This is a genomic window from Microbacterium foliorum, from assembly GCF_006385575.1.
Taxonomy (GTDB): domain Bacteria; phylum Actinomycetota; class Actinomycetes; order Actinomycetales; family Microbacteriaceae; genus Microbacterium; species Microbacterium foliorum_B.
The window spans coordinates 3206498-3231885 of sequence record NZ_CP041040.1 but is presented as its reverse complement, the minus strand read 5'-3'; the positions used below and the strand labels follow the sequence as shown (position 1 = coordinate 3231885).

The window sequence follows — 25388 nt, the reverse complement described above, 5'->3', positions numbered from 1 at the left end:
CGCCTTGACCGCCCGCGCACCTCGTGTCACACTACTGTGACCGGTCACAGTGACCACCGCCGACCCTGAGGTACCCGTGAGCAACGAAGCCCCCGCTTTCTCTGACGAGAACGTCTTCTCCGCCGAGATCGACGCATCCATCCAGGCCGTCCGCGAGGACGTCGCCCGTCTGCACGGCGAACTCGTGCGCTACGGACTCGTCGTCTGGACAGGCGGCAATGTCTCGGGCCGCGTGCCCGGCGCCGACCTGTTCGTGATCAAGCCCTCGGGCGTGAGCTACGACGACCTCGCCCCCGACAACATGATCCTGTGCGATCTCGACGGTGCGGTCATCCCCGGCACGCCCGGCAGCGACCGCTCGCCCTCGAGCGACACGGCCGCCCACGCCTACGTCTACCGCCACATGCCCGACGTCGGAGGTGTCGTGCACACACACTCGACGTTCGCCGTCGCCTGGGCCGCCCGCGGCGAGGAGATCCCCTGCGTCATCACGGCCATGGCCGACGAGTTCGGCGGCCCGATCCCGGTCGGCCCGTTCGCGATCATCGGCGACGACTCGATCGGCCGCGGCATCGTCCAGACCCTCAGCGGCCACCGCAGCCGCGCGGTGCTCATGCAGAATCATGGCCCGTTCACGATCGGAACCGACGCGAAGGATGCCGTGAAGGCTGCCGTCATGGTCGAGGACGTCGCCCGCACGGTGCACCACGCCCGCGAGGCCGGCCCGCTCGTCCCGATTCCGCAGGAGGCGATCGACAGCCTCTTCCACCGATACCAGAACGTCTACGGACAGAACTCGGACGCCCGACGATGAGCGACACGGCAGATGCGACCACGGCCCGCGACGACATCCTCGCCGCCCGCACCAGCCTCGGCATCGAGCTCGGCTCTACGCGCATCAAGGCCTGCCTGATCGGTTCGGATGCCACCGAGGTGCTCGCCACCGGATCGTTCGCGTGGGAGAACCGGCTCGAAGACGGCCTCTGGACCTACGCGATCGACGAGGTCTGGACGGGCCTGCAGGCCGCCTACGCCGAGCTCATCGCCGACGCGCACGAGCGCCACGGTGTGCGCCCCGAGACCTTCGGCGCGATCGGCATCTCGGCGATGATGCACGGCTACCTCGCGTTCGACGCTCAGGGCGAGCTGCTCGTGCCGTTCCGCACCTGGCGCAACACCAACACGGGTGTGGCGGCGGCGGAGTTGACAGATCTGCTCGGCGTGAACATCCCGCTGCGCTGGTCGATCGCGCACCTGCACCAGGCGGTCGTCGACGGAGAGGCGCACGTGCCCCGGCTCGACGCGGTCACGACCCTCGCCGGGTACGTCCACGCGAAGCTCACGGGCGAGCGGGTGCTCGGCGTCGGCGACGCCTCCGGCATGTTCCCGATCGACTCGGCCACCGGCGACTACGACGAGCGGATGCTGCATGCCTACGACGCCCTCGCCGCAGTTCGCCTTCCGACGACCGCCAAAGACCTGCTCCCGAAAGTCCTCCCCGCCGGCGCCGCCGCAGGATCTCTCACGGTGGAGGGTGCGAGGCTCCTCGACCCGACAGGCGCGCTGCAGGCCGGCATCCCGCTGTGCCCGCCCGAGGGCGACGCCGGCACCGGCATGGTGGCGACCAACTCGGTGTCTCCGCGCACGGGCAACGTCTCGGCGGGCACGAGCATCTTCGCGATGGTCGTGCTCGAGCGCCCGCTCGCCGAGGTACATCACGAACTCGACCTCGTGACGACTCCCGCGGGTGACGCCGTCGCCATGGTGCACTGCAACAACGGCGCGAGCGAGCTCGCCGCCTGGGCCGGTCTCTTCACCCGCTTCTCGGCGGCAGCGGGTCAGCCGCTGAGCGAAGACGCCGTCTTCGACGCCCTCTTCCGCGAGGCACTCGACGGAGAGGCGGATGCCGGTGGACTGCTCGCCTACAACCACCTCGCGGGCGAGCCGATCGCCGGCCTCACCGAGGGACGACCGCTGTTCGTGCGCACGCCCGACAGCGCCTTCACGCTCGGCAACTTCATGCGCTCGCAGCTGTACGGCGTGTTCGGCACGCTCGCGCTGGGGATGCAGGTGCTCGCCGCAGAGGGCGTCGAGCTCGACCGCATGTTCGCCCACGGGGGCATGTTCCGCACGGCAGGAGTCGCGCAGCGCTTCCTCGCCGGAGCGCTCGGCGCCCCTGTCACGGTGGGTGAACTCGCCTCCGAGGGCGGCGCCTGGGGCATCGCGGTGCTCGCGTCATACCTCGCGCACGCCGATTCCGCCTCGCTCGGCGAGTACCTCGAACGGGACGTGTTCGCGTCGGCATCCCTCTCGGTCGCCGACCCCGATCCTGCCGACGTCGTCGGCTTCACCGCCTACCTCGACCGTTACCGTGCCGGCCTCGCCATCGAGGCTGCCGCGATCGACTCCCTCTGATCTCTTCACGTCGCTGAGCGCGAGAGCCGCACCACGTTTCGTCTCGGTGCTTCGCTCCTCGCTCAACGACCGACTATGAAAGGCCCCTCATGACCCGCACCCCGCTCACCACCTCGCTCGACGGCTACGAGGTCTGGTTCCTCACCGGCAGCCAGCACCTCTACGGCCCCGAGACGCTCGCGCAGGTCGCCGAGCAGTCGCAGCAGATCGCCCGCATCCTGGACGAGGCCGGCGAGGTTCCGGTGAAGATCGTCTGGAAGCCCGTGCTCACGGATGCCGCCGCCATCAAGCGCACCGCGCTCGAGGCCAACGCCGATGACCGGGTCATCGGCCTGATCGCATGGATGCACACGTTCAGCCCCGCGAAGATGTGGATCGCCGGTCTCGACGCGCTGCAGAAGCCCCTCGCGCACCTGCACACGCAGGCGAACGTCGAGCTGCCCTGGGCCGACATCGACTTCGACTTCATGAACCTCAATCAGGCGGCGCACGGCGACCGCGAGTTCGGCTACATCCAAACGCGCCTCGGTGTGCCGCGCAAGACCGTCGTCGGTCACGCGAGCGACCCTCGAGTGCGTCAGGAGATCGCGACCTGGCAGCGTGCGGCCGCCGGCCTCGCGGCATCCCGTTCGCTCAAGCTCGCCCGCTTCGGCGACAACATGCGCTTCGTCGCCGTCACCGAGGGCGACAAGACCGAGGCCGAGCTGCGCTTCGGCGTGCAGGTCAACACCTGGGGCGTGAACGATCTGGCGGAGGCCGTCGCCGCGGCATCCGATTCCGAGATCGACGCGCTCGTGGCCGAGTACGAAGAGCTCTACGAGGTCGTGCCCGAGCTGCGTCGCGGTGGCGATCGCCACCAGTCGCTGCGTGACGGCGCCGCGATCGAGATCGGTCTGCGGACGTTCCTCGAAGAGGGCGGCTTCGGCGCCTTCACGACCTCGTTCGAAGACCTCGGTGCCCTGACGCAGCTGCCCGGTCTCGCGGTGCAGCGCCTGATGGCCGAGGGCTACGGCTTCGGTGCCGAGGGCGACTGGAAGACGGCGATCCTCGTGCGCGTCGCCAACGTGATGGGTGCGGGGCTGCCCGGTGGTGCGAGCCTCATGGAGGACTACACCTACGACATGACTCCCGGCGACGAGCTGATCCTCGGGGCGCACATGCTCGAGGTCTCGCCGTCGCTGACCACCGCGAAGCCGACGCTCGAGATCCACCCGCTGGGCATAGGCGGCAAGGGCGACCCGGTGCGCCTGGTCTTCACCGCCGACCCCGGCCCCGCGATCGTCGTCGCGCTCAGCGACATGCGCGACCGGTTCCGCCTCACCGCGAACGTCGTCGAGAACGTGCCGCCGCGTCAGTCGCTGCCGAAGCTGCCCGTCGGCCGCGCCGTGTGGAAGCCGCAGCCCGACTTCAACACGTCCGCCGCCGCATGGCTGACCGCCGGTGCCGCGCACCACACCGTCATGTCGACCGCCGTCGGGCTCGAGGCCTTCCGCGACTTCGCCGAGATGGCCGAGGTCGAGCTGCTCGTGATCGATGATGCGACCACGCTGCCCGAGTTCCAGAAGCAGGTCCGTTGGAACCAGGCGTACTACCGACTCGCGCAGGGGCTGTGATGACGCAGGGTTCCGCGGCGGCCGTGGAGGTCGCGACCGCGGCGCGTCCGCGCTCGGGGCGTCAGCTGCGCATCGCAGGTCACGGCTACGAGGCTGTCATCGCGAGCGTCGGCGCATCGCTGCGCGTGCTCACGTTCGACGGGCGCGACCTGGTCGTGCCGTTCGACACCGACGAGGTCAGGCCCGGATACCGCGGCACCACTCTCGCGCCGTGGCCCAACCGCATCGTCGACGGTCGCTACACGTTCGGCGGCGGTGAGCACCAGCTGGCCCTCACCGAGCCAGCCCGTGGCCAGGCGCTGCACGGACTGTTGGCGTGGGCCGAGTTCGAGGATCGCCTCGTGCTCGATGACCGCGTCGTGCTTGCCGCCGTGATCGAGCCGCAGACCGGCTACCCGTTCCGTATCGAGGTCGAGACCGAGTACCGCATCGACGCCGACGGCCTCCGCCAGACCGTCACCGCGCACAACCTCGGCGCGGATGCTGCGCCCTGGGGCACGGGGCCGCATCCTTATCTCGTCGCCGGCCCCGACGGTCGCGTGGACGACTGGACGCTGACCCTGCCGGCATCCGAGGTGCTCACGGTCACCCCCGAACGGTTGAGCCCTGTGGCGCTCGAGGCCGTGTCGGAGCATCCGGAGTGGGACTTCCGCGCTGCGCGCCCGATCGGCGATGTCTTCATCGATCACGCGTTCACGGGTCTTGCTCGTGACGGCCAGGTGGCAGAGGTGCGACTCGTGACGGATGCCGGAACCGGCGTCGCGATGACGTTCGACGAGCGCTGCCCGTGGGTGCAGGTGCACACGGCCGACAACCCGGGGATCGATGCGATCCACCGCATCGGCCTCGCGGTCGAGCCGATGACCTGCCCGCCCGACGCCTTCAACTCGGGAACGGACCTCGTCGTGCTCGAACCCGGCGCGACGCACGCGGCATCCTGGAGGATCTCCGCCGTCTGAGGCGCGTCGCCGGCCGTGCGGTGCCGAGCCGAGCCGAGCCCTGGCCTGGGCGCGGGGCGGTGCGGGGTCGATTTCGCACCCTACGTCCGGTGCGGGGTCAGTTTTGCATCGGATGTCCGGTGCGGGGTCAATTTTGCACCGGAATCAGACGTTTGCGGTGCGTAATTGACCCCGCTTGGGTCCGGTGCGTGACTGACTCCGCGGATACGGTGCGACACTGACCCTGCGTGGGCCCGGTGCGCAACTGACCCCGCGTGTCGGGTGTGCAACTGAGCCCGGGTGGGTGCGGCCGGTGTGAGCCGCGGATGCCGCAGCGTGCGGGGTCAGAATCGCATCCGGATCGCACGTTTCCAGTGCGCAAGTGACCCCGCAGCTAACGCTGGGTGCGCAACTGACCCCGCACCGAGACCCCGGTGCGAAACTTCCCCGCACAGACCCCGTACGGCGCGGCGCCAGAGCCGCGCCGGCGATGCGTCAGGCGAGAGCCGCGATCAGCGCCCGGGCGGCGGATGCCGACGACTGCGGGTTCTGTCCGGTGATGAGCTGTCCGTCGACGATGGTGTGATCGCTCCAGGGGTCGGTCACATCGACGTCGGCTCCGAGGTCGCGCAGCGACGTCTCGAGCAGGAACGGGGCGCGGTCGGCGAGCCCGCCGATGCGCTCCTCCTCGTCGGAGAAGCCGGTGATGCGGCGTCCGGCGACAAGGGGCTCACCAGTGGAATCGAGCGCAGGAAGCAGAGCGGCGAGACCGTGGCATACGGCAGCCAGCGGGTGGCCGGCGGCGACGGTCGCCGAGATGAGCGCCGCCGAGTCGGCATCCACTGCGAGGTCCTGCATCGGACCGTGACCGCCGGGGTAGTAGACCGCCGCGTAGTCGGCGGCGTCGACGTCGGCGAGCACGAGGGGAGTGGAGAGCCCCGGGATCTGCGCGAGCGCAGCGGCATCACCGTCGCCCAGGCTTCCGGCGTCGGCGACCGGCTCGACGCCGCCCGGAGTCGTGAAGACGACCTCGTGGCCCGCTGCGGTGAGCAGGCGGTAGGGGGCGAGCAGCTCTTCGGCCCAGTAGCCGGTGGGGTGCTCGGTGCCGTCGGTGAGGGTCCAGGTGCGGGCACCGGTGACGACGAAGAGGACGGATGACATGGTTGCTCCCAAAGGATCGGACGACGGATGCCGTGCGTACGTGATATCCGTGACAACCGTGAGCGTAGGGGAGCGATTCCGATAGATTGCCGATATGAGCAATCGGAATTCCGATGGGTTGCAGGACCTCGGACTGTGGCGCACCTTCCTCGCCGCGCACCGATCGGGCTCGGTGTCGGCGGCCGCGCGCACACTGGGACTCGCGCAGTCATCGGTGACGTCGCAGCTGCAGGCGCTGGAGACGAGCGTCGGCGGGCCGCTGTTCATGCGTCATGCCCGCGGCATCCGTCCGACCCCGCGGGCCGACGAGTTCGCCGCTCGACTCTCCGGTCCTCTCGACGCGCTGGCGGATGCTCTGGGCACCCGCCCCGCCGCCGAATCGCCGATCGTGCGCGTGGGGGGCGCCGCCGAGTTCCTGGCCCGCGTCGCAGCTCCAGCCCTCGCCCCCGCTGTCGCCGACGGGCTGCGGCTCGCGGTGACCACCGGTCTGGCCGACGATCTGCTCGAGCAGCTCAGGGTCGGCAGCCTCGACCTGGTGATATCGGCGGTGCGTCCGCGAGGACGCACGCTGCCGAGCACGCCGCTCTTCGACGAGGAGTTCGCGCTCGTCGCCGCTCCCTCGCTGGGCATCGAACCCTCACCGAGCCTCGCGCCGAGTGCTCTCGCAGAGGCGCCCCTGCTGGCCTACGACCGCGACGTGCCGATCGTGCGGCGCTACTGGCGGCACGTCTTCGGCATCCGTCTCGATCGGGAGCCCGCTCTCGTCTTCCCCGATCTGCGTGCGCTCGCCGCCACTGCCGTGGCCGGAGCCGGCGTCACCGCGCTGCCGACCTACCTGATCGCCGACGAGCTCACCGACGGGAGGCTCATCGACCTGCGTCCGACTGAGGACCCGCCGATCAACACTCTGCACCTCGTTCGCCGGCCCGGCCCGCTGGCCGAGGGGGTCGCGGTCGTCGAGCAGGCGCTGCGCGCCGCCGTCGCCGGTCTCTGACTGCCCGCGCTCAGCTCGCGCGGCGGGGTGCGTGGTCAAAAGAGCATCCGAAACAGGCGTTTCCGGTGCGTTTTTGACCCCGCAGCGCGCCGACCACCCGGCCCGCGCACCCTGCCGCGAGCCGAGCCGAGCCGAGCCGAGCCGAGCCGAGCCGAGCCGAGCCGAGCCCGCCCGACGCGTCAGCGGTTGAGCCAGTTCCGCAGCGAACGCGTGACCCACGGCAGCACCCAGTAGGTCATGATCGGCGTCAGCACGACCGTCGTCGCGAGCACGCGCAGCCAGATCGGCAGCTCGTTCCAGCCGGGGATCGGGCTCATCGCATAGGTGAAGGCGAGGTTGAGGGGGAAGAACCCGAGCCAGATCGACACGGCCTGCTTCCAGCGCGGGGGAGTGCTGACCATCGCCACGGTGGTCGTCGAGCCGTCGGCCCGGGGGAGGGTGATGGTGTCGGTGGTCGGCTCGTCGAACCAGCCCTCGATGCCGCTGCGGCGGCGCACGCGCTCGCTGCGCACGAACTGCTCGCCGGTCGACTTCCACCACTCGCGCTCGCCGGACTGCTCCCAGGCGACGAGCGACTTCTCGTCGGAGAACCGGTAGAGCATGTGCCAGACGTGCGAATCCTCGCCGTCGCGCACCCACCCGGATCCGAGGAACCCCGGGTACCGGTGGGCGAGATTCACGCCGGTCTGCACCCAGGCAGTGGCCTCGGCCACGTGCTCGGGGTCGAGCTCACGGCGGATGGAGACGGTGATGGGTTCGCTGGACATGGTGGGTCCTCAGAAAGTGCGGTCGCCCGGATCACGGGCGCCTCGACGGTGGGGGATGCGCCAGGGTGCGGGCGCACCATCGATTGTATTTCGGATGCCGGTGGCCACTACCCGTTTTCGCGGCGCGCGAAGACGGCATCCCGAGGCCCTGACCGGGCGCCTGAGACCGGATGCCTGAGGCCGGGTGCCGGATGCCGGGCGCTTCGGGAGGCCAATTGCGCCTGCGAAGGCCGGATGCCGGAAATTCGGCCTTCGCAGACGTGCATGGCCGAGGCTGGCGCAGGGCAGCGAAGCGGCATCCGTCCCGAACTCCACGACGGGGTGAGAATAGGAGGCATGAGCACGCGCAGCGAAGCCGTCCTGATCGATGTCGTCCGCACACCCGTGGGCCGGGGCAAGCCGGGGGGCGCCCTGTCGGGCGTGCATCCCGTCGATCTGGCTGCTGGTGCGCTCGCCGCGATCCTCGAACGCAACGGCCTCGACTCGCGGCAGATCGATGACGTGATCCTCGGCTGTGTGAGCCAGGTGGGCGATCAGTCGTCGAACATCGCCCGTCAGGCCGTGCTCGCGGCGGGCTTCGACGAGACCATCCCCGCCACGACGATCGACCGTCAGTGCGGGTCGAGCCAGCAGGCGGTGCACTTCGCGGCGCAGGGGATCATGGCCGGGGCATATGACGCGGTCATCGTGGGCGGTGTCGAGTCGATGAGCCGGGTGCCGCTCGGATTGTCGGCAGCCGGTGGAAGCCCGATGTCGCCGAGACTGCGTGAGCGCTACCCCGAAGGGCTCGTGAACCAGGGCGTCTCGGCCGAGCTCATCGCCGCGCGCTGGGGCCTCGATCGTGCGGTGCTCGACGAGTACGCCGCCGAGTCGCATCGCCGTGCGGCGGATGCCTGGGCCGAGGGGTTCTTCGACCGCACCGTCATCCCGGTCGCAGAAGCACCGGATGCCGTTGCCGACGAGACCGTCCGCGCCGGCACGACGGCCGAGGGGCTCGCGGGGCTGAACCCGGCGTTCCGCACCGACGCGCTCTCCGCGCGATTCCCCGAGGTCGATTGGCGGATCACGCCCGGCAACTCGTCACCGCTCACCGACGGAGCATCTGCCGCTCTGCTGATGAGCGCCGAGCGGGCCGATGCGCTGGGCCTCACGCCGCGAGCGAGGTTCCACGCGTTCTCGGTGGTCGGAGATGACCCGCTGATGATGCTGACCGGGCCGATCCCCGCCACGCGGCGAATCCTCGAGCGCACCGGACTCACGATCGACGACCTCGACGCCTACGAGGTCAACGAGGCCTTCGCATCGGTGCCGCTGGCGTGGGCCGTCGAGGTCGGAGCGGATGCCGCGAAGCTCAACCCCCGCGGAGGGGCGATCGCCCTCGGGCACGCTCTCGGATCGTCGGGCACCCGCCTGCTCGGAACCCTCATCGACCAGCTCGACGCGGTCGGAGGGCGATTCGGCCTGCAGACCATGTGCGAGGGCGGCGGCATGGCGAACGCCACCATCATCGAGCGGCTGTAGCCCCGCATCCGCACCCTCCTCCGGCATCCGTCGCGGAATCCGCATCGGCATCCGGCGTACGCGTGCCGAGTCGATGTGCGCCAGCCGAGTCCGAATCCGGAGAATTCGGACTTGCGAAGCGCACACGGACTTGCCAAGCGCGCGCACCCAAACCAGACAGGACAGGAGAAGACCCCCGCCGACCCGATTCGGCGGGGGTCTCTTCGGGAGCAGACGCTCACCGTATGCGCGGATGACGTGACTACCCGATCCGGTCTGAGTCTGTGTCCGCGCATGTGCAGTTGTAGTCGGCGAAGGTGTCCGGGCGGTGAACGCGGCGAGAAATCCCCATCCTCGGGGATTCGTGACGTTGGAAGCGCTTGCGACTTTCGGCCAGCGGCGTCTCGCACACCCCTGACTTTTCGCTAAAGCAATCCTGCAAGCGCTTGCAGCCCGCCGCACCGCCCTGCTAACTTCACTCGCAAGCCTTCGGACACGTCGACGTGTCCGCCCGCCACCCAGGGAGCATCACTTGTTCAAGCCGGCTCGGTCGAAGACGACCGCCTCACGTCCGCTCGCCCTTCTCGCCGCCGCCGCGCTCGTCGTCTCTGGGTTCGGCGCAGCCGGCACTCTCGGCGGCGCGCCCGCCTCTGCCGCCGATCGAACCGTGGCCCTCGTCGGCTCACTGCAGTCCGAGCTCGGCTGCGCTGCCGACTGGGCCCCCGATTGCGCCGAGACCGAGCTCAAGCCCACGGGCGCGGAGGGCATCTACTCCGCCGAGTTCGAGGTGCCAGCGGGCAGCTACGAGTACAAGGTCGCGCTGAACGAGGGTTGGGACGAGGCGTATGGCCTCGACGGCGGCGCAGACGACATCCCCCTCACGGTCGCGGGCCCCACGACGCTCCGCTTCACGTTCGACGACACCCTCAAGCGGGTGGGTCTCGAGACGACCGAGCTGCGCGGCGGATACACGGCAGACGACGACGCGCTGATCACGAGCCCGGTGCGCCAGGCCGGGGCCGGTGAGCAGTTCTACTTCGTGATGACCGACCGTTTCGCGAACGGCGACACCTCCAACGACACCGGCGGTCTCGAGGGCGACAGGCTCACGACCGGGTTCGACCCCACGGACAAGGGCTTCTACCAGGGCGGCGACATCGCCGGCATCCGCGACAACCTCGACTACATCGAGGGCCTCGGCACGTCGGCCATCTGGCTGACACCGAGCTTCGCCAACAAGCCGGTGCAGGGCGAGGGCGCGAACGCCTCGGCCGGGTACCACGGCTACTGGATCACCGACTTCACGCGCATCGACCCGCACCTCGGCACGAACGAAGAGCTGCAGGCGCTGATCGCCGAGGCCCATGACCGCGGCATCAAGGTGTACTTCGACATCATCACGAACCACACGGCCGACGTGATCGACTACGCCGAGGGCCAGTACTCCTACATCGACCAGGCGACCAGCCCCTACACGGATGCCGCGGGCGCGGCGTTCGATCCGGCCGACCACGCGGGCACCGACGGCTTCCCCGAGCTCGACCCGGCGACGAGCTTCCCCTACACGCCGGTGGTCGCCGACAGCGAGGCCGACGTCAAGGTCCCCGCCTGGCTGAACGACCCCACGCTGTACCACAACCGCGGCAACTCGACCTGGTCGGGCGAGTCGGTCACCTACGGCGACTTCGACGGGCTCGACGACCTGATGACCGAGCACCCGACGGTCGTCAACGGCTTCGTCGAGGTGTACAACCAGTGGATCGATCTCGGCATCGACGGCTTCCGCATCGACACGGTCAAGCACGTGAACTTCGAGTTCTGGGAGAAGTGGACCGCCGACGTCCTCGACTACGCGCATGAGCAGGGCAACGACGACTTCTTCATGTTCGGCGAGGTCTACGACGCCGACCCGGTGAAGCTCGCGCCGTACGTGCGAGACACCGACATGAACTCGATCCTCGACTTCACCTTCCAGTCCTCCGCCGTCAGCTACGCGTCGGGCAACTCGGCCAAGGGGCTGCAGTCGCTGTTCGCGGGCGACGATCGCTACACGACGCCCGATTCGTCGTCGACAGCCCTGCCCACGTTCCTCGGCAACCACGACATGGGGCGGGTCGGATCCTTCCTGCAGTCGACGGATGCTCCGCTGCAGCGCGACGAGCTGGCGCACGAGCTCATGTTCCTCACCCGCGGCCAGCCCGTCGTCTACTACGGAGACGAGCAGGGCTTCACGGGCGCCGGCGGCGACAAGAACGCCAGGCAGTCGCTGTTCGCCACCCAGGTCGCCGAGTACGCCGACCAGAACCTGATCACCGGCGAGCAGGCCGGGTCCGTCGACCGCTACGCGACGGATGCCGCGCTCTACGAGCACATCGCCGCGCTCTCCGAACTCCGTGAGGCGAACCCGGCGCTCGGCGAGGGCGCGCAGATCGAGCGCTATGCGGCGGCCGGCGCGGGGGTCTACGCCTTCTCGCGGGTCGATGCCGACGACAAGGTCGAGTACCTGGTCGCGGTGAACAACGCCGCGACCGCGCAGACGGTCGACCTCGCGACGCTCACCGCCGATGCGTCGTACGAGGTGCTCTACGGCGACGCCGCACCCCTCACGACGGATGCCGGTGCGGCTGCCTCGATCACGGTGCCCGCTCTGTCGGCCGTGGTCTGGAAGGCCGACTCCACCGTCACGGCGCCGACCGAGGCGGCATCCGTCGAGGTAGCCGTGCCGACCGCCGGAGCCGGTGTCACCGGACAGTCCGCCGTGCAGGCCGACATCGCCGACCAGTGGGCGCAGACCAGCTTCGCCTGGCGCGTCGTCGGCTCGGACGACTGGCAACCTCTCGGCACGGCGGAAGACACGGATCCGCGGGTCTTCCACGACATCCGCGATCTCGCGAACGGCACGCTGATCGAGTATCGGGCCGTGACGACGGATGCCGCCGGCAACCACGCCGCCGCCTCGACCTACGCGTCGGTCGGCAATGCCGTGACGCTCGAGGTCGGCGAGGAGCCCGAGTCGCCGATCGACATGCTGACGGTTCCCGGCAGCCTCAACTCCGAGATGGGCTGCGCGGGCGACTGGGACCCGGCGTGCGAGAAAGCCAAGCTGACTCTGCGTGCCGACGGAGTGTGGGCGGGCACGTTCGACCTGCCTGCCGGTGACTACGAGTACAAGGCCGCGGTGAACGGCAGCTGGGCGATCAACTACGGAGCGAACGGCGTACCCGACGGTGCGAACGTCACGCTCACCCACGCGGGCGGACCGATCACCTTCTACTTCGATCCGCGCACGAACATCGTGCAGTCCACGGCAGACGGCCCCATCGTGACGCTGCCCGGCTCGCTGCAGGACGAGCTCGGCTGCGCAGCCGACTGGTCGCCCGACTGCCTCGGCACGCTCATGGCCGACGGAGACCGCGACGGCGTCTACGAGTTCTCGACCGCGGATCTGCCGACCGGCGCCTATGAGCTCAAGGTCGCGCACGGCCTGAGCTGGGATGAGAACTACGGCGCCGACGGAGTGCCGGGCGGCGCGAACATCTCGTTCAGCGCCGCGGAGGGCACGGTGACGTCGTTCCGCTACACGCTGGCGACGCACGTCCTCGAGGTCGGCAGCGACACCCCGCAGCTTCCCGGCGCCGGCGAACAGCGCGCGCACTGGGTCGATGCCGAGACGATCGCGTGGCCGGCGACCCTCGGGTCGGTCGACAGGGCTGCCTACCAGCTGTACTCCTCGGCTGACGCGTCACTCGCTGTGGCAGACGGCGACATCGCGGGTGGCGAGCCGATTGCGCTCGAGGTGCTCGAGGGTGGCCTGAGCGACGAGCAGCTCGCCCGATTCCCGGCGCTCGACGGCTACCTCGCCCTGCGGGTGACCGATGCGGATGCTGCCGCGCTGCTGCGCACGCAGCTCGCGGTCGCCCAGCGCGACGAGGCGGGCACGCTCACGGCGTTCAGCGGCGTGCAGATCGCGGGAGTGCTCGACGACCTCTACGCCGCTGCCCTCGCCGACGTCGAGCTCGGTGTGACGTTCTCGGGCAAGAACCCGACGTTCCGGCTGTGGGCGCCGACTGCGCAGAGCGCGACGCTGCTCACCTGGAACGAGGGTGCCGAGGGTGACCCGGTGCGCCACGAGGCCACGTGGGATTCCGCATCCGGTGTCTGGTCGGTCAAGGGCAAGAAGGATCTCAAGGGTGACGAGTATCTCTGGGAGGTCGTCGTCTACGCTCCGACCACCGGCGCGATCGAGACCAACCAGGTCACCGACCCCTACTCGATCGCCCTCACGCTGAACTCGCGGCGTTCGGTCGCCATCGATCTCGACGACAAGGCCTGGCAGCCGAAGCAGTGGCAGAAGGCCGAGGCGCCGGTCGTCGAGCGAGCGGTCGACCGCGCGATCTACGAGCTGCACATCCGCGACTTCTCGATCAGCGACGAGACGGTTCCGGCCGAGGAGCGCGGCACCTACCTCGCGTTCACGCGTGACAGTGCGGGCACCGACCAGCTGACGCAGCTCGCGGATGCCGGTATCAACACCGTTCATCTGCTGCCCTCATTCGACATCGCGTCGATCGAGGAAGACAGAGCGGCACAGGCCGTGCCCGACTGCGACCTCGCCTCGTTCGGCCCCGCCGACTCGGCGCAGCAGGCGTGCATCCAGGCCGTCGCCGATGCCGATGCGTTCAACTGGGGCTACGACCCGCACCACTTCTCGACCCCCGAGGGCTCGTACGCGGTCGACGCCGAGGGCGGCGCCCGGGTGAGCGAGTTCCGGTCGATGGTCGGTGCGCTGCACGACATGGACCTGCAGGTCGTGCTCGACCAGGTGTTCAACCACACCGCTGCATCCGGCCAGGCCGAGAAGTCGGTGCTCGACCAGGTGGTTCCCGGCTACTACCACCGGCTCAACGCGGCGGGTGGCGTCGAGACCTCGACGTGCTGCCAGAATGTCGCAACCGAGCACCTCGCCGCAGAGAAGCTCATGGTCGACTCGGTCGTGACCTGGGCGCGTGATTACAAGGTCGACGGCTTCCGGTTCGACCTCATGGGGCACCATTCGACGACGAACATGCAGGCGATCCGTGACGCGCTCGACGCGCTGACCCTCAAGAAGGACGGCGTCGACGGATCCGCGATCCACCTGTACGGCGAGGGCTGGAACTTCGGCGAGGTCGCCGACAACGCCCTGTTCGAGCAGGCCACGCAGGGCCAGCTCGGCGGCACCGGCATCGGGACGTTCAACGATCGGCTGCGCGATGCCGTGCACGGCGGCAGCCCGGTCGACTCGTCGTCGACGTTCCGCCAGGGCTTCGGCACAGGTCTCGGCACCGATCCGAACGGCGACCCGATCAACGGCACCGTCGAGCAGGCGCTCGCCGACCTCGGACACGAGACCGATCTGGTCAAGCTCGGGCTCGCGGGCAACCTGCGCGACTTCTCGTTCACGACGAGCGACGGCGCGGTGACGGCTGGGGACGCCATCGACTACCGCGGCTCAGCGGCCGGCTATGCCGACCAGCCCGACGAGGTGATCAACTACGTCGACGCGCACGACAACGAGACGCTCTACGACCTCTCGGTGCTCAAGCTGGCCGCGGACACTCCGATGGCCGACCGCGTGCGCATGAACACACTGTCGCTGGCGACCGTGACGCTCTCGCAGTCGCCCTCGTTCTGGCACGCCGGCACCGAGCTGCTGCGCTCGAAGTCCCTCGACCGCAACAGCTACAACGCCGGGGACTGGTTCAACCGCATCGACTGGACGGGGCAGGAGTCGACGTTCGGCTCCGGGCTTCCGGCCGCGGCCGACAATGAGGAGAAGTGGCCGATCATGGCGCCGCTGCTCGCCGACCCCGCGCTCAAGCCGGCTCCCGCCGATATGGCGGCAGCCGAGGCATCCGCCCTCGATCTGCTGCGGGTGCGCGAAGAGGTCGACCTGCTGCGTCTCGGCTCTGCCGAGCTGATCCAGCAGAAGGTCACCTTCCCGAACGGTGGAGCGGACGCAGCGCCCGGCGTGATCCTCATGCAGATCGACGACCTGGCAGGTCCCGATGCCGACGCCGAGCTCGACGGAGCACTCGTCGCGTTCAACTCGTCACCCACGCCGGTCACGCAGACGGTTGCGGGCCTGGCCGGGCGCTCGTTCGCGCTGACGCCGGCCCAGGCGAACGGAGCGGATGCCGTCGTCAAGACCACCACCTGGGATGCCGCGACCGGCACCGTGACGATCCCCGCCCGTTCGGTCGCCGTGCTCGTCGACGACCAGGTGCAGCCGATCGACACTCGGGTGCGAGCTACGTCGGACGTCCTCGTGAAGGCGGGCAAGAGCGCGACCGTGAAGGTGACGGTCACCGCCGCCGACGACACGGCCCCGGTGGGCACCGTGACGGTGCACGACCGCGGCAAGGTCGTCGCGACGGTCGAGCTGACGCCGGCGGACAGGGGCAGGGTCACGGTCTCGGTGCCGAAGCTCGGTCGTGGAATCCACCTGCTCACGGTGCGATTCGACGGCACGGAGCCGTGGCAGGACTCCCGCGGCCCGCGCAGTCTGCCCGTGATCGTCTACTAGAACGAAGAGACCGGATGCCGGGGCGCATGTCCCCGGCATCCGGTCTTCGTTGCGGGCTCGCTACCAGGCGTATGCCTCGGGGGCTGTGCCGCCGGGGCCCGGCCAGATGCGGTCGAGCTCGGCGAGCGTGTCGGCGTCCAGCGTCACCTCGAGCGCCTCGACGGCCGAGTCGAGCTGGTCGATCGTGCGCGGACCGATCACGGACGCGGTCACCGCCGGCTGGTGCAGCAGCCAGGCGATCGCGACGACACCGGGGCGGATGCCGAGCTCGGCGCAGAACTTCTCGTAGCGTTCGATCGCGGGGCGTCGATCGCCGAGCGCGTCGAGGCTCGACCGCGAGCGATCGGTCTTCTGCAGCACCCCGCCGAGCTGTCCGCTGGCGAGCGGCGACCAGGGCAGCAGCCCCATGCCGTACTGCTCTGCGGCGGGCACGACCTCGAGCTCGACGGTGCGCTCGGTGAGGTTGTACAGCGACTGTTCTGTGACCGGGGCCGGATAGCCCGCGGCCGCGGCGATCTCGTGCACGCGCGCAAGGTGCCAGCCGGCGAAGTTCGAGCTGCCGAGGTAGACGATCTTGCCCTGCTCGCGCAGCGTCGCGAAGGCGCTGAGCGTCTCGTCGAGAGGCACATCGCGGTCGATGTGATGCATCTGATACAGGTCGATGTGGTCGGTGCCGAGCCGCCGCAGCGAGGCCTCGACCGATGCGCGGATGTGCACCGCTGACAGGCCCCGATCGTTCGATCGAGGGCCCATCACGCCGAACACCTTGGTCGCGACGATCAGGTCGTCGCGGTTGCCGCGGTCGTTCATCCAGCGGCCGAGGATCTCCTCCGACTGTCCGGGGTGGTCGCCCCACCGGCCGCCGCCGTAGACATCGGCCGTGTCGATGAAGTCGATACCGGCGTCGGTCGCGCGGTCCAGGATGGCGCGCGAGGCGTCCTCGTCGATCACCGGACCGAAGTTCATGGTGCCGAGAGCCAGGCGGCTCACGCGCGCCCCCGCTCGTCCGAGACGTGTGTACTGCATCAGCTGTTCTCCTTCTGTGAGTGCTGCGATGACGGCGAGTCGCTCGTGTCGATGAACGCCCACCCGTACGCGCCGAGCTCGCGGTGCGCGTCGATCGACGCCGTGAGCACATCGGTTCCCGGCACGTCGACGGCGATCGGCTCGGCGCTGTGGTTGATGACGGTGAGGATGCTGCCGCGGCGCGCGATCTCGACGTGCTCGGGCAATCCCTCGATCTCGGCCGTCACCCCGGCTTCGGCGGCGAGCCAGCGCAGCACCGCGGCCATGCCGTCGTCGTCGGGGATCGTCGCGAGGTAGTACCCGCGCCCTGCGCCGAAGGCCTTGCGCGTGAAGGCCGCACGCCCCGCGGTGCGCCCCTCGGTGAAGCGGCCGAGCACCTCGGCATCCTGCACGATCAGCTCTTCGGCGAAGTACTGACCGACGATCCGGCCTGCGGGTCCGTCGAGCGGTGCCTCCGACTGGCCGGGTCCATCGGGCACGGCGTGGCTCGCGACCTCTCCGGCCGAATCGGCCGAGCGCACCGACTCGGGCGGCACCAGCGCCCCGAAGTCCTCGAGAGCGACTCCGAGAACACCCCGCAGCGAGACGATGAAACCGCCCTCGCGGAACGCGTCGTCCTGGTCGACGACGTCGCTGAACGCCGAGACGAACAGGTTTCCGCCCCGTTCGACATAGGCCGAGAGGTTCGCCGCACCTTCGTCGCCGAGCAGGTACTGCTGCGGTGCGACGACGAGCGAGTAGGCGCTGAGATCGCTCGTGGTGTTCACGATGTCGACGGCGAGGTTCTGCCGGTGCAGCGCCGCGTACCAGCGGTGCGCGAGCGTCAGGTAGTCGAGCACGATCGGGTGGTCGCGGCCGTCGATGGCCCACCAGTTCTCCCAGTCGAAGACGAGCGCGATCTTCGCGCCCGAAGAGACGTCCGGCATCTCGGGCAGCTGGGCGAGCTGCTCGCCGAGCTCGACGACCTCGCGCCAGGTGCGGGTGTCGAGCCCTGCCTGCGGAACCATCGCCGAGTGGAACTTCTCACTGCCCCGACGCGACTGCCGCCACTGGAAGAACATGATGCCGTCGGCGCCGCGGCCGACCGCCTGGGCGCTGATCGCCGCCATCTGGCCGGGGGCCTTCGGGGCGTTGGTCGGTCGCCAGTTCAGGGCGTTCGTCGACTGCTCGGTGAGGATCCACGGCACGCCGGGCTTCAGGCCGCGCATCAGCTCGCGGGCGAACGCCGCCCCGCGGAACGACTCGGGGTCGTTGGGGTCGGGGTAGTTGTCGTCGCTGATCACGTCGACCTCGGCCGCCCACTTCCAGTAGTCGGCCGGCGGGAACGCGCCCATGAAGTTCGTCGTGATCGGCTGGGTCGCACCAGAGGCGCGGATGATGTCGCGCTCCATGAGGTACAGCTCGAGCAGGGTGTCAGAGGTGAAGCGCTTGAAGTCGAGCACACTGGTCGGATTGATGCTGTACGGAGCCTTGCGCGGCGGCAGGATCTGCTCGAACGCCGTGTAGCGCTGCGACCAGAAGTCGGTGCCCCAGGCGTGGTTCAGCGCGTCGATCGTCGAGTACTTGCGCTGCACCCACAGCCGAAAGGCGTCACGTGCCGAGTCGGAGTAGTCGTAGTGCAGATGGCATCCGTACTCGTTGTTCACGTGCCAGAGCACGACGGCCGGATGCTGCGCGTAGCGCTCGGCGAGGGCGGTGACCAGCTCGGCGGCGAGGCGCCGGTAGACCGGAGACGAGGGGGCGAACGCCTGTCGACTGCCCGGCCAGAAGGTCGTGCCGTCGGCATCCTGCGGCAGCATCTCGGGGTAGGCGGTCGTGGCCCACGGCGGCGGGGATGCGGTGGCGGTGGCGAGGTCGACCTGGATGCCGCCCTCGTGCAGCAGCCCGATGATCTCGTCGAGCCACTCCCAGTCGAACTCGCCCTCAGCCGGTTGGATGCGCGACCACGAGAAGATGCCGAGGCTCACCATCGTCACCCCTGCTTCTCGCATGAGCCTGACGTCGTCCGGCCACACCTCTCGTGGCCACTGCTCGGGGTTGTAGTCGGCGCCGTAGTGCATGGGTCTCCTGGGTCGGTGGTCGCGATGACCGGGGCGGTGGGTTCTCGGACGGAAGCGGTCAGGGGGTGCGGGTCGACGCCCGCACGACGAGCTCGGGTACGAAGCGCGCTTCGATCGGATCGTCGGATCCCGCGAGATGGTGCATGAGCAGCTCGATCGCACGGGCCCCCATCTCGCGTGCCGGCTGGCGTACCGAGGTCAGCGGCACCACTGCTGCGCCGGCGAACTCGATGTCGTCGTAGCCGACGAGAGAGATGTCCTCGGGCACGCGCAGCCCACGTCCGACGAGACCCTGCAGCAGCCCGAGGGCGAGATGGTCGTTGCCGGCGAAAACGCCGTCCGGGCGGTCGGCCTCCGGCAGGTCGGCGATCTGCTCGCCGATCTCGCGGCCGAGTCCGGTGTTGAGGGTGGTCGTCTCGATGAGCGTGGTGCGCACGCCCGCGGCATCCGCCACCTCGTGCAGCCCCGCGAGACGCTCGCTCATCTGCTCGCGCGACGTCGGGCCGCCCACAAAGGCGAGGTGCCGGCATCCGCCGTCGAGCAGCGCCTGCGCCGCGATGCGTCCGCCGAGCCGGTTGTCGACGGAGACCGACGAGAACGTGCCGTTCGGATGCCGCTGATCGACGAGCACGACCGGCACGCCCCGGCGGCGGAAGCGCTCGAGATACTCCTCGTGGTACTCGACCGGGGCGATGAGCACCCCGTCGACCCGCTGCCGCTCGAACAGGTCGAGGTAGCGCGACTCGCGCTCGGCCGAGTCGAAGCCGTTGCCGACGATCACCGAGTACCCGGCGGTCAGCGCCTGCTCTTCGGCACCGAACGCGAGGTCGGCGAAGAACGGGTTGGTGATGTTGATCACCGAGAACCCGATGGCGTCGCTGCGGCCGGCCTTGAGCTGGCGGGCGGCGATGTTGGGCACGTAGCCGAGCTCGTCGACCGCCGCGGCGACGCGGGCCGCCGACGCCTCGGACACGAGTTCGGGTCGATTGAGCGCGTTCGAGACGGTGCCGATCGAGACCCCCGCACGTTCGGCGACGTCTCGCAGGCCGATGTCAGGCATGCTGCTCCTTCTGCGTCTCGGGCAGCGCCCTCAGGTCGTCGAGCAGCCGGATGCGATTGTCGAGCTTGGTCGACGCCGGGCCGTGCACCACGACGACGCGCCAGTCCTCTCCGAGCAGGATCGCAGATCCATCGCCCGTGCTTCGCCATTCGCCCGCTTCGGCGACGAGCGCGATGCCGGCGGCCGCTGCGCGCAGCGTCCGTCCGTCGACCTCGGCGCCGGGCAGGTCGACCTGCAGCCCACGGGCATCGGGGATTATCCGTCCCACCTCGCGACCGTGACTGTGCAGCGCCGCGCCGCCCTCCGGCAGACGCTCGACGAGCAGGTATCCGGATGTCAGCAGCTCGCCGTCGTCGAAGCGATCGGTGAAACCCGTGTCTGCGACAGCCACGCCGTGCGGCGCGAGAGCGATGAGCTCGTAGTCCAGTGCGGCGGCCTCGAGATCGGCACTGGCGCCCGTGGCCGGCGGCGACGAGGGCACAGGGCGTGCCGTGTGCTTTTCGCCGAGCAGTTCGTCGACCAGTGCATGTACGAGCTCGCGGGTCCCCGCCGATCGGTACGCTTCGACGCCGTGGCCGAGCGCCGAGTACGCGACCCCGCCATGCCCGGCGGCTCCCCGCCGCGACCAGGCGAGTCCGTGGGTGATCCCGTCGTCGGTGTGGACCGCACGGAGGTCCGAGCCCGAGCCGACCTCGAGATGCGAATAGCGCTCGTCGTAGACACGGAACGGGGCGAGCGGCGCCGTCGGCTGCACCAGGCTCCACCCGATCTGCGGATGCATGGTCACCCCGGGCACCCACCGTCCGCCCAGCAGCTCTGCCCACCGAGGGTCGTCACGGAAGGCGAGTGAGGAGGAGTGCACGGCGAGCAGCGGGATGCCGGACGCCACGGCGTCGAGCAGGGGATCGAGCACCGCGCTCGCCGCAGCGGCATCGGTCGCGAGGTCGCCGCTGATGTTGACGACGATCAGTGCGGCGTCGGTCAGCGCAGGGCCGCCCGCGACCTCGTCGGTGTCGAGGCGGTGCACCGGCATCCGCTGTTCCAGCACGGTCGCGAGTGCGGTGCTCGTCGCGGCGAGGCCGTGCCACGGATCGGCGTGCGCGCCGACACCGGTGATGAGGAGGGCCGGGCGGTCAGTCATCGATCCAGGTCTCCTTCGACGGGCGCAGGGCCTCGAGCTCTTCCCAGAGGGCATCGGGAACGACGGTCTCTGCCATGCGCACAGTCTGGTCGAGCTGCGCCGGGGTGACCAGTCCGCACACCGTCGAATGGATGCGGGGGTCGCGCAGCGAGCTCTGCAGGGCGGCCGTGATCAGGGGGACCCCGTGGCGCTCACATGCCGCTCCCATCGCATCGATCGCGGCGAGCATCTCGGGCGCGGCGGGTGCGTAGTGGTAGCGGTCGGAGGTCCTGGGCCAGCTCGCCAGGATCCCCCCGCCGTAGATCGCCGCGTTGACCACGCCGATCCGGGCTGCGGTCGCGGCATCGAGCAGGGCATCGGCCGTGCGGTCGACGAGCGTCGCCCGGTTGTGGGTGATGAGGACGTCGAACACACCGGTCTCGACGAACTGGGTCAGCATGCGCGCCGGCCCTCCCGAGATGCCGATGAAGTCGGCGTAGCCCTCATCGCGCAGAGCCTGCAGCACGTCGATGGGACCCCCCGGCGCCATCGCGGCCTCGAATCCGATGTGTTCGGGGTCGTGCAGGTGCAGGATCGGCACCCTGTCGATGCCGAGCCGGTCGAGGCTCTCATCGAGTGAGCGACGCATGCGGTCGGGGTCGAACGAGTCGGTCTCGGGATCGCGATCGAGTTTCGTCTGGATCACGAACCCGTCGGGCACGCCGCCGGCTCGACGCACGGCGAGGCCGATGCGGCGCTCGCTCTCGCCGTCGCCGTAGTTGTTCGAGGTGTCGATGAAGGTCACGGGGCTGTCGAACGCGGCGAGCGTGAGCTGCACCGCATCCTCCTCCTGCACGGTCAGACCGTGCACGGGAGACGAGACGCCCCAGGCCGCGGTGCCGATGCAGATCGGCGAGACCGACAGGCCGGTGCGGCCCAGGATCCGGCTCGCGAGAGCCGTCTGCGGATGAGCGCTCACTCGAACGCGTCCCCACCGCGGAAGCGGTCGACGAGCACCGCGGCGAGCAGGATCACCGCGACGATGAGGTCGAGGTAGTCCGGATCGATGAAGCTCACGTTCAGGATGTTCGTGATGCCGGCGACGACGAGCAGGCCGAGCAGCGCGCCGATCGGGTTGCCCACGCCACCTCGCGTGATCGAGTATCCGCCGATCATCAGCGCCGCGTAGATCTGGAACTCGAGTCCCGTGCCGAGGATGTTGGATGCCGAGCCGAGCTGCCCCACATAGAAGATGCCACCGATCGCTGCGCCGACCGCGCTGACGATCAGTGCGACCGTGCGAACTCGGACGACCGAGATGCCGGCGCGCTGTGCGGCCCGGGGGTCACCGCCGACGGCCTGGACCTTGCGGCCGATGCGCGTCTTCGAGACCACGCCCGCCGCGACGAGGGTGAGGCCCACGCCGATGAGCAGCAGAGTCGGGATGCCCAAGGTCGTGCCCTGCGTCACGTCGTAGAGAGGCTCGATGAGAGTCGTGGGCGGTGCCTGCACGACGATCGCCTGGCACACCCCGCGCAGCAGCGTGAGCATACCCAGCGTGACGGCGAGCGGTTCGGCCCCGAGACCCACGATCACGAACGCGTTGATCGAGCCGACGACGACCCCGAGCAGGACTGTGACGCCCGCGGCCATCCACGGGTCGATGCCCGAGGCGACGAGCTGGTTGAAGGCCACGGCGCCGAAACCGACCATCGAGCCGATCGACAGGTCGACGACGCCGGCGAGCAGGGCGAACGATGCGAGCACGCCCACGATGAGCGGGATCGCGACGGCCACGCCGACGATGCGCACGTTCGAGGCCGAGAAGAACGCCGGGCCGACCGAGATCGCGCCGATGATGACGACGGCGGCGAGCATCAGCGCGATGCTGCCGACCGGGCCCTTGAGGTACGAGAGCACCCGGGGGAGCAGAGCCTGGGGTGTCTGCACGTCGGATGCCGGGGCGAATGCCGTGGTCATCGTGCACCTCTCTTGATGCGGAAGCCGTCGATGCCGACGGCGATGATGAGGAGTGCGCCCTGGAAGATCAGCGCGAATGCCGGCGGGAGTCCGAAGAAGGCGATCGACACCGGGATGGTCGAGAGGAATCCGACGCTGAGCAGCAGCACCAGGAAGTTGCCCTTGCCGCCCGAGAGGCTGATGCCGGCGAGGATCACCGCGGCGATCACGATGAGCTGGTAGCTGGCTCCGGCGTTGGGGGTGAAGCTCGGGGTGACGGAGGCGAACAGCACGCCGGCGACCCCGGCGACCGCGCCTGCTCCCGAGAACGTCGCCAGTCGCACGCGGCGCAGCGAGATACCGCGAGCACGCGCGGCCTGTGCGTTGCCGCCCACGGCGGTGAGGCGTCGACCCCAGCGCGTCCACGTGATCGCGAGCCCTGCGACCACCAGGATCACGAGCATGGGCCAGAAGATGTTCGGGAGGCCCAGGAACTGCCCGAGTCCGAAGGCGCGGAGAGCCGAGCCCGACGGGATCTGCGCCGACTTGAATCCGATCATCATGATCGCGAGGCCGCCGAAGCCGGTGGCGAGCGTGACGATGATCGGGTTGAGCTTGCCGTACACGACGATCAGGCCGTTCAGCAGGCCCCAGGCGCCGCCGGCGACGATGCCGCAGAGTACCGCGAGCAGGTCGGGCACACCGGCACCCAGGAGGGTGACGGTGGCCCAGGCGCTGACGACCAGGGCGACGGGCAGGCTGAGGTCGAGCAGGCCGCCGCCGATGACGACGATGCCCTGCGCGACCGAGAGGACGCCCGAGATCGCCATCGTGAAGGTGATGGCGAGCAGCGACTGCGTCGAGAGGAAGTCCGGGCGGACGATGGTGGTCGCCGCGGCGAGCAGGAACCAGACCGCGGCGATGGTGAGCGCATCGCGCAGGGCGGTGCGGCTCCCCGCGTCCGGGCGCGCTGTGCGCGCACCCGAACGCGGGGCGGCCGGATCGGCCGTGAGGGTGGGAGTCGTCATGTGAGTCTCGTTCTTCTCGAGACCGATCCGGGAGGAACGGTTAGTTCTTGCAGTAGAGGTCGTAGAGGGTCGTGCCCTCGTCGGCCTGGGAGATCTCAGCGACGCGTTCCTCGATGCCGGGGATCGCGGCGGCCTGCTCCTGCGTCACGGCGCACGGCTGCACGCTCACCGCTGCGTCGTCGCCCGTGTCCTTGACCTCGGGCGCATCGCCGGCTGCGATCTCGTCCAGGATCTGGAAGGCGTAGGCCGCGTACCCCTCGAGGAAGTACATGACGCTGCCGGCGAGGTTCGGGTCGACGTTGTCGCCCGTGATCAGGCCGCCGTCCTGGCCCCAGCCCATGATGTTGGCGTCGCGGCCCAGCTGCGTCGCCGCCTGCAGGGCGCCGACCACCGCCTGGTCGTTGAGTCCGACGACGAGGATGTTCTCGGCATCCGGGTGTGCCGCGAAGACGCCTGGCGCGTTCTGCAGCGAGGTGGTGAGGTTGCCGTCGGCCTCGTACGCGACGTACGCGTCCTCGGGGATGTCGGGGCAGACCTCGCCGATCGCCGTCGCGGCGTTGCCGGTGCGCCAGGTGTCGATCTGCCCGGCCGCGGTGCCCTGCGCCGAGATGACGAGGTCGACGTCGCAGTCCCACTCGCTCTTGGCGAGTTCGCCGAGGGCTGTGCCGCCCTCGGTGCCGGCTGCTGCGTTGTCGATGCCGACGAAGTACCAGCCCTCCTGGGCGATGTCGAACGTGATGACCGGGATCTCGGCATCCGCGTACTTCTTCGCGATGACCGGGTTCGCCTCGGGGCGTCCGTTGAACATCATCACGGCGTCGACGCCCTGCTGCACGAAGAGGTCGGCGTTCTTCACCGCGGTGGCCTCGTCGCCGTCGTTGCTGAGCTCGACGTACTTCCAGCCGCGCTGCTCGGCGAGTGCCTGGGCGACGTCGCCCTGGTAGTCCTGCCAGTCGGCGTCGGCCTGACCGCCGACGGCGAAGCCGAGGGTGAAGGTGTCGTCGTCTCCGCCGCCGGATCCGCCGGATGCCTGATCGGCGCAGCCGACCATCGCGATGGCCGAGACGAGTGCCACGCCTGCGCCGAGCAGGCGCAGGGCGGTGCGGGATGAGTGATGCGTCATTGCAGTGCTCCTCTTGAGTGGGTGTGTTGGGGGTGGTGCGAGTGGTGAAGTGGTGAAGT

The 25388-nt window shown here is 69.5% G+C and carries 17 protein-coding genes; 7 read left to right on the top strand and 10 right to left on the bottom strand.

The window, feature by feature from the left end; all coding sequences use genetic code 11:
• Positions 1–127 precede the first annotated feature (127 nt).
• From FIV50_RS15630 to FIV50_RS15615, 4 genes are all read left to right on the top strand, one after another.
• Positions 128–814 carry an L-ribulose-5-phosphate 4-epimerase gene (locus FIV50_RS15630; RefSeq protein WP_140038830.1) on the top strand — a complete coding sequence of 229 codons (687 nt, stop codon included), beginning with the start codon at positions 128–130 and terminating at the stop codon, positions 812–814.
• Positions 811–2415, top strand: coding sequence for a xylulokinase (locus FIV50_RS15625; protein WP_140038220.1), 1605 nt, complete (start codon positions 811–813; stop codon positions 2413–2415). Before FIV50_RS15630 ends, FIV50_RS15625 begins: the two co-directional genes overlap by 4 nt.
• Before the next feature lie 89 nt (positions 2416–2504).
• Positions 2505–4028 (top strand): L-arabinose isomerase, encoded by a 1524-nt coding sequence (araA, locus tag FIV50_RS15620; RefSeq protein ID WP_140038219.1) that lies wholly within the window; start codon positions 2505–2507, stop codon positions 4026–4028.
• Positions 4028–4987, top strand: coding sequence for an aldose 1-epimerase family protein (locus FIV50_RS15615; RefSeq protein WP_140038218.1), 960 nt, complete (start codon positions 4028–4030; stop codon positions 4985–4987). The genes araA and FIV50_RS15615 overlap by 1 nt, the downstream gene beginning before the upstream one ends.
• Before the next feature lie 474 nt (positions 4988–5461).
• Here the strand turns inward: FIV50_RS15615 and FIV50_RS15610 are convergent, their stop codons facing one another.
• Positions 5462–6127, bottom strand: coding sequence for a type 1 glutamine amidotransferase domain-containing protein (locus FIV50_RS15610; protein WP_140038217.1), 666 nt, complete (start codon positions 6125–6127; stop codon positions 5462–5464).
• A gap of 94 nt (positions 6128–6221) precedes the next feature.
• Here FIV50_RS15610 and FIV50_RS15605 point away from each other — a divergent pair, with 94 nt between their 5' ends.
• Positions 6222–7121, top strand: a complete 900-nt coding sequence (locus FIV50_RS15605) for a LysR family transcriptional regulator (RefSeq protein ID WP_140038216.1) — start codon at positions 6222–6224, stop codon at positions 7119–7121.
• Between the two features lie 179 nt (positions 7122–7300).
• Here FIV50_RS15605 and FIV50_RS15595 read toward each other — a convergent pair whose 3' ends face one another.
• The gene (locus FIV50_RS15595; RefSeq protein ID WP_140038214.1) at positions 7301–7888 is read right to left on the bottom strand and encodes an antibiotic biosynthesis monooxygenase; all 588 of its coding nucleotides are present in this window, start codon (positions 7886–7888) and stop codon (positions 7301–7303) included.
• Positions 7889–8224: 336 nt separating this feature from the next.
• Here FIV50_RS15595 and FIV50_RS15590 point away from each other — a divergent pair, with 336 nt between their 5' ends.
• Both FIV50_RS15590 and pulA read left to right on the top strand, forming a co-directional pair.
• The gene (locus tag FIV50_RS15590; protein WP_140038213.1) at positions 8225–9409 is read left to right on the top strand and encodes a thiolase family protein; all 1185 of its coding nucleotides are present in this window, start codon (positions 8225–8227) and stop codon (positions 9407–9409) included.
• Between the two features lie 511 nt (positions 9410–9920).
• Positions 9921–15953, top strand: coding sequence for a pullulanase-type alpha-1,6-glucosidase (gene pulA, locus FIV50_RS15585; RefSeq protein ID WP_140038212.1), 6033 nt, complete (start codon positions 9921–9923; stop codon positions 15951–15953).
• A 60-nt stretch (positions 15954–16013) separates the two neighbouring features.
• On the opposite strand, the gene FIV50_RS15580 is transcribed toward pulA, so the two are convergent.
• Genes FIV50_RS15580 through FIV50_RS15545 form a run of 8 tightly spaced genes read right to left on the bottom strand, consistent with a single transcriptional unit; the run spans position 16014 to position 25329 of the window.
• Positions 16014–16979 carry an aldo/keto reductase gene (locus tag FIV50_RS15580; RefSeq protein WP_140038211.1) on the bottom strand — a complete coding sequence of 322 codons (966 nt, stop codon included), beginning with the start codon at positions 16977–16979 and terminating at the stop codon, positions 16014–16016.
• Positions 16979–19039 carry a beta-galactosidase gene (locus tag FIV50_RS15575; RefSeq protein WP_140038210.1) on the bottom strand — a complete coding sequence of 687 codons (2061 nt, stop codon included), beginning with the start codon at positions 19037–19039 and terminating at the stop codon, positions 16979–16981. Before FIV50_RS15575 ends, FIV50_RS15580 begins: the two co-directional genes overlap by 1 nt.
• Positions 19040–19097: 58 nt before the next feature.
• Complete coding sequence (locus FIV50_RS15570) at positions 19098–20099, bottom strand: LacI family DNA-binding transcriptional regulator (RefSeq protein WP_140038209.1); 1002 nt, start codon at positions 20097–20099, stop codon at positions 19098–19100.
• Positions 20092–21240 (bottom strand): ThuA domain-containing protein, encoded by a 1149-nt coding sequence (locus FIV50_RS15565; RefSeq protein ID WP_181164245.1) that lies wholly within the window; start codon positions 21238–21240, stop codon positions 20092–20094. Before FIV50_RS15565 ends, FIV50_RS15570 begins: the two co-directional genes overlap by 8 nt.
• Positions 21233–22198, bottom strand: coding sequence for an aldo/keto reductase (locus FIV50_RS15560; protein WP_140038207.1), 966 nt, complete (start codon positions 22196–22198; stop codon positions 21233–21235). Before FIV50_RS15560 ends, FIV50_RS15565 begins: the two co-directional genes overlap by 8 nt.
• Positions 22195–23199: an ABC transporter permease gene (locus FIV50_RS15555; protein ID WP_140038206.1), complete on the bottom strand. Its 1005-nt coding sequence runs from the start codon at positions 23197–23199 to the stop codon at positions 22195–22197. The genes FIV50_RS15560 and FIV50_RS15555 overlap by 4 nt, the downstream gene beginning before the upstream one ends.
• Positions 23196–24206, bottom strand: coding sequence for an ABC transporter permease (locus FIV50_RS15550; RefSeq protein ID WP_140038205.1), 1011 nt, complete (start codon positions 24204–24206; stop codon positions 23196–23198). Before FIV50_RS15550 ends, FIV50_RS15555 begins: the two co-directional genes overlap by 4 nt.
• A 40-nt stretch (positions 24207–24246) precedes the next feature.
• Positions 24247–25329, bottom strand: coding sequence for a sugar ABC transporter substrate-binding protein (locus tag FIV50_RS15545; protein WP_140038204.1), 1083 nt, complete (start codon positions 25327–25329; stop codon positions 24247–24249).
• Between the last annotated feature and the right edge of the window lie 59 nt (positions 25330–25388).

Bases quoted from the DNA above. Each gene is read 5' to 3' on its own strand.
- FIV50_RS15615 (WP_140038218.1), top strand. From the start codon at position 4,028: ATGACGCAGGGTTCCGCGGCGGCCGTGGAGGTCGCGACCGCGGCGCGT.
- FIV50_RS15575 (WP_140038210.1), bottom strand. From the start codon at position 19,039: ATGCACTACGGCGCCGACTACAACCCCGAGCAGTGGCCACGAGAGGTG.
- FIV50_RS15550 (WP_140038205.1), bottom strand. From the start codon at position 24,206: ATGACGACTCCCACCCTCACGGCCGATCCGGCCGCCCCGCGTTCGGGT.
- FIV50_RS15595 (WP_140038214.1), bottom strand. From the start codon at position 7,888: ATGTCCAGCGAACCCATCACCGTCTCCATCCGCCGTGAGCTCGACCCC.
- FIV50_RS15555 (WP_140038206.1), bottom strand. From the start codon at position 23,199: ATGACCACGGCATTCGCCCCGGCATCCGACGTGCAGACACCCCAGGCT.
- araA (WP_140038219.1), top strand. From the start codon at position 2,505: ATGACCCGCACCCCGCTCACCACCTCGCTCGACGGCTACGAGGTCTGG.
- FIV50_RS15565 (WP_181164245.1), bottom strand. From the start codon at position 21,240: ATGACTGACCGCCCGGCCCTCCTCATCACCGGTGTCGGCGCGCACGCC.
- FIV50_RS15570 (WP_140038209.1), bottom strand. From the start codon at position 20,099: ATGCCTGACATCGGCCTGCGAGACGTCGCCGAACGTGCGGGGGTCTCG.
- FIV50_RS15625 (WP_140038220.1), top strand. From the start codon at position 811: ATGAGCGACACGGCAGATGCGACCACGGCCCGCGACGACATCCTCGCC.
- FIV50_RS15580 (WP_140038211.1), bottom strand. From the start codon at position 16,979: ATGCAGTACACACGTCTCGGACGAGCGGGGGCGCGCGTGAGCCGCCTG.
- FIV50_RS15590 (WP_140038213.1), top strand. From the start codon at position 8,225: ATGAGCACGCGCAGCGAAGCCGTCCTGATCGATGTCGTCCGCACACCC.
- FIV50_RS15545 (WP_140038204.1), bottom strand. From the start codon at position 25,329: ATGACGCATCACTCATCCCGCACCGCCCTGCGCCTGCTCGGCGCAGGC.
- FIV50_RS15605 (WP_140038216.1), top strand. From the start codon at position 6,222: ATGAGCAATCGGAATTCCGATGGGTTGCAGGACCTCGGACTGTGGCGC.
- FIV50_RS15610 (WP_140038217.1), bottom strand. From the start codon at position 6,127: ATGTCATCCGTCCTCTTCGTCGTCACCGGTGCCCGCACCTGGACCCTC.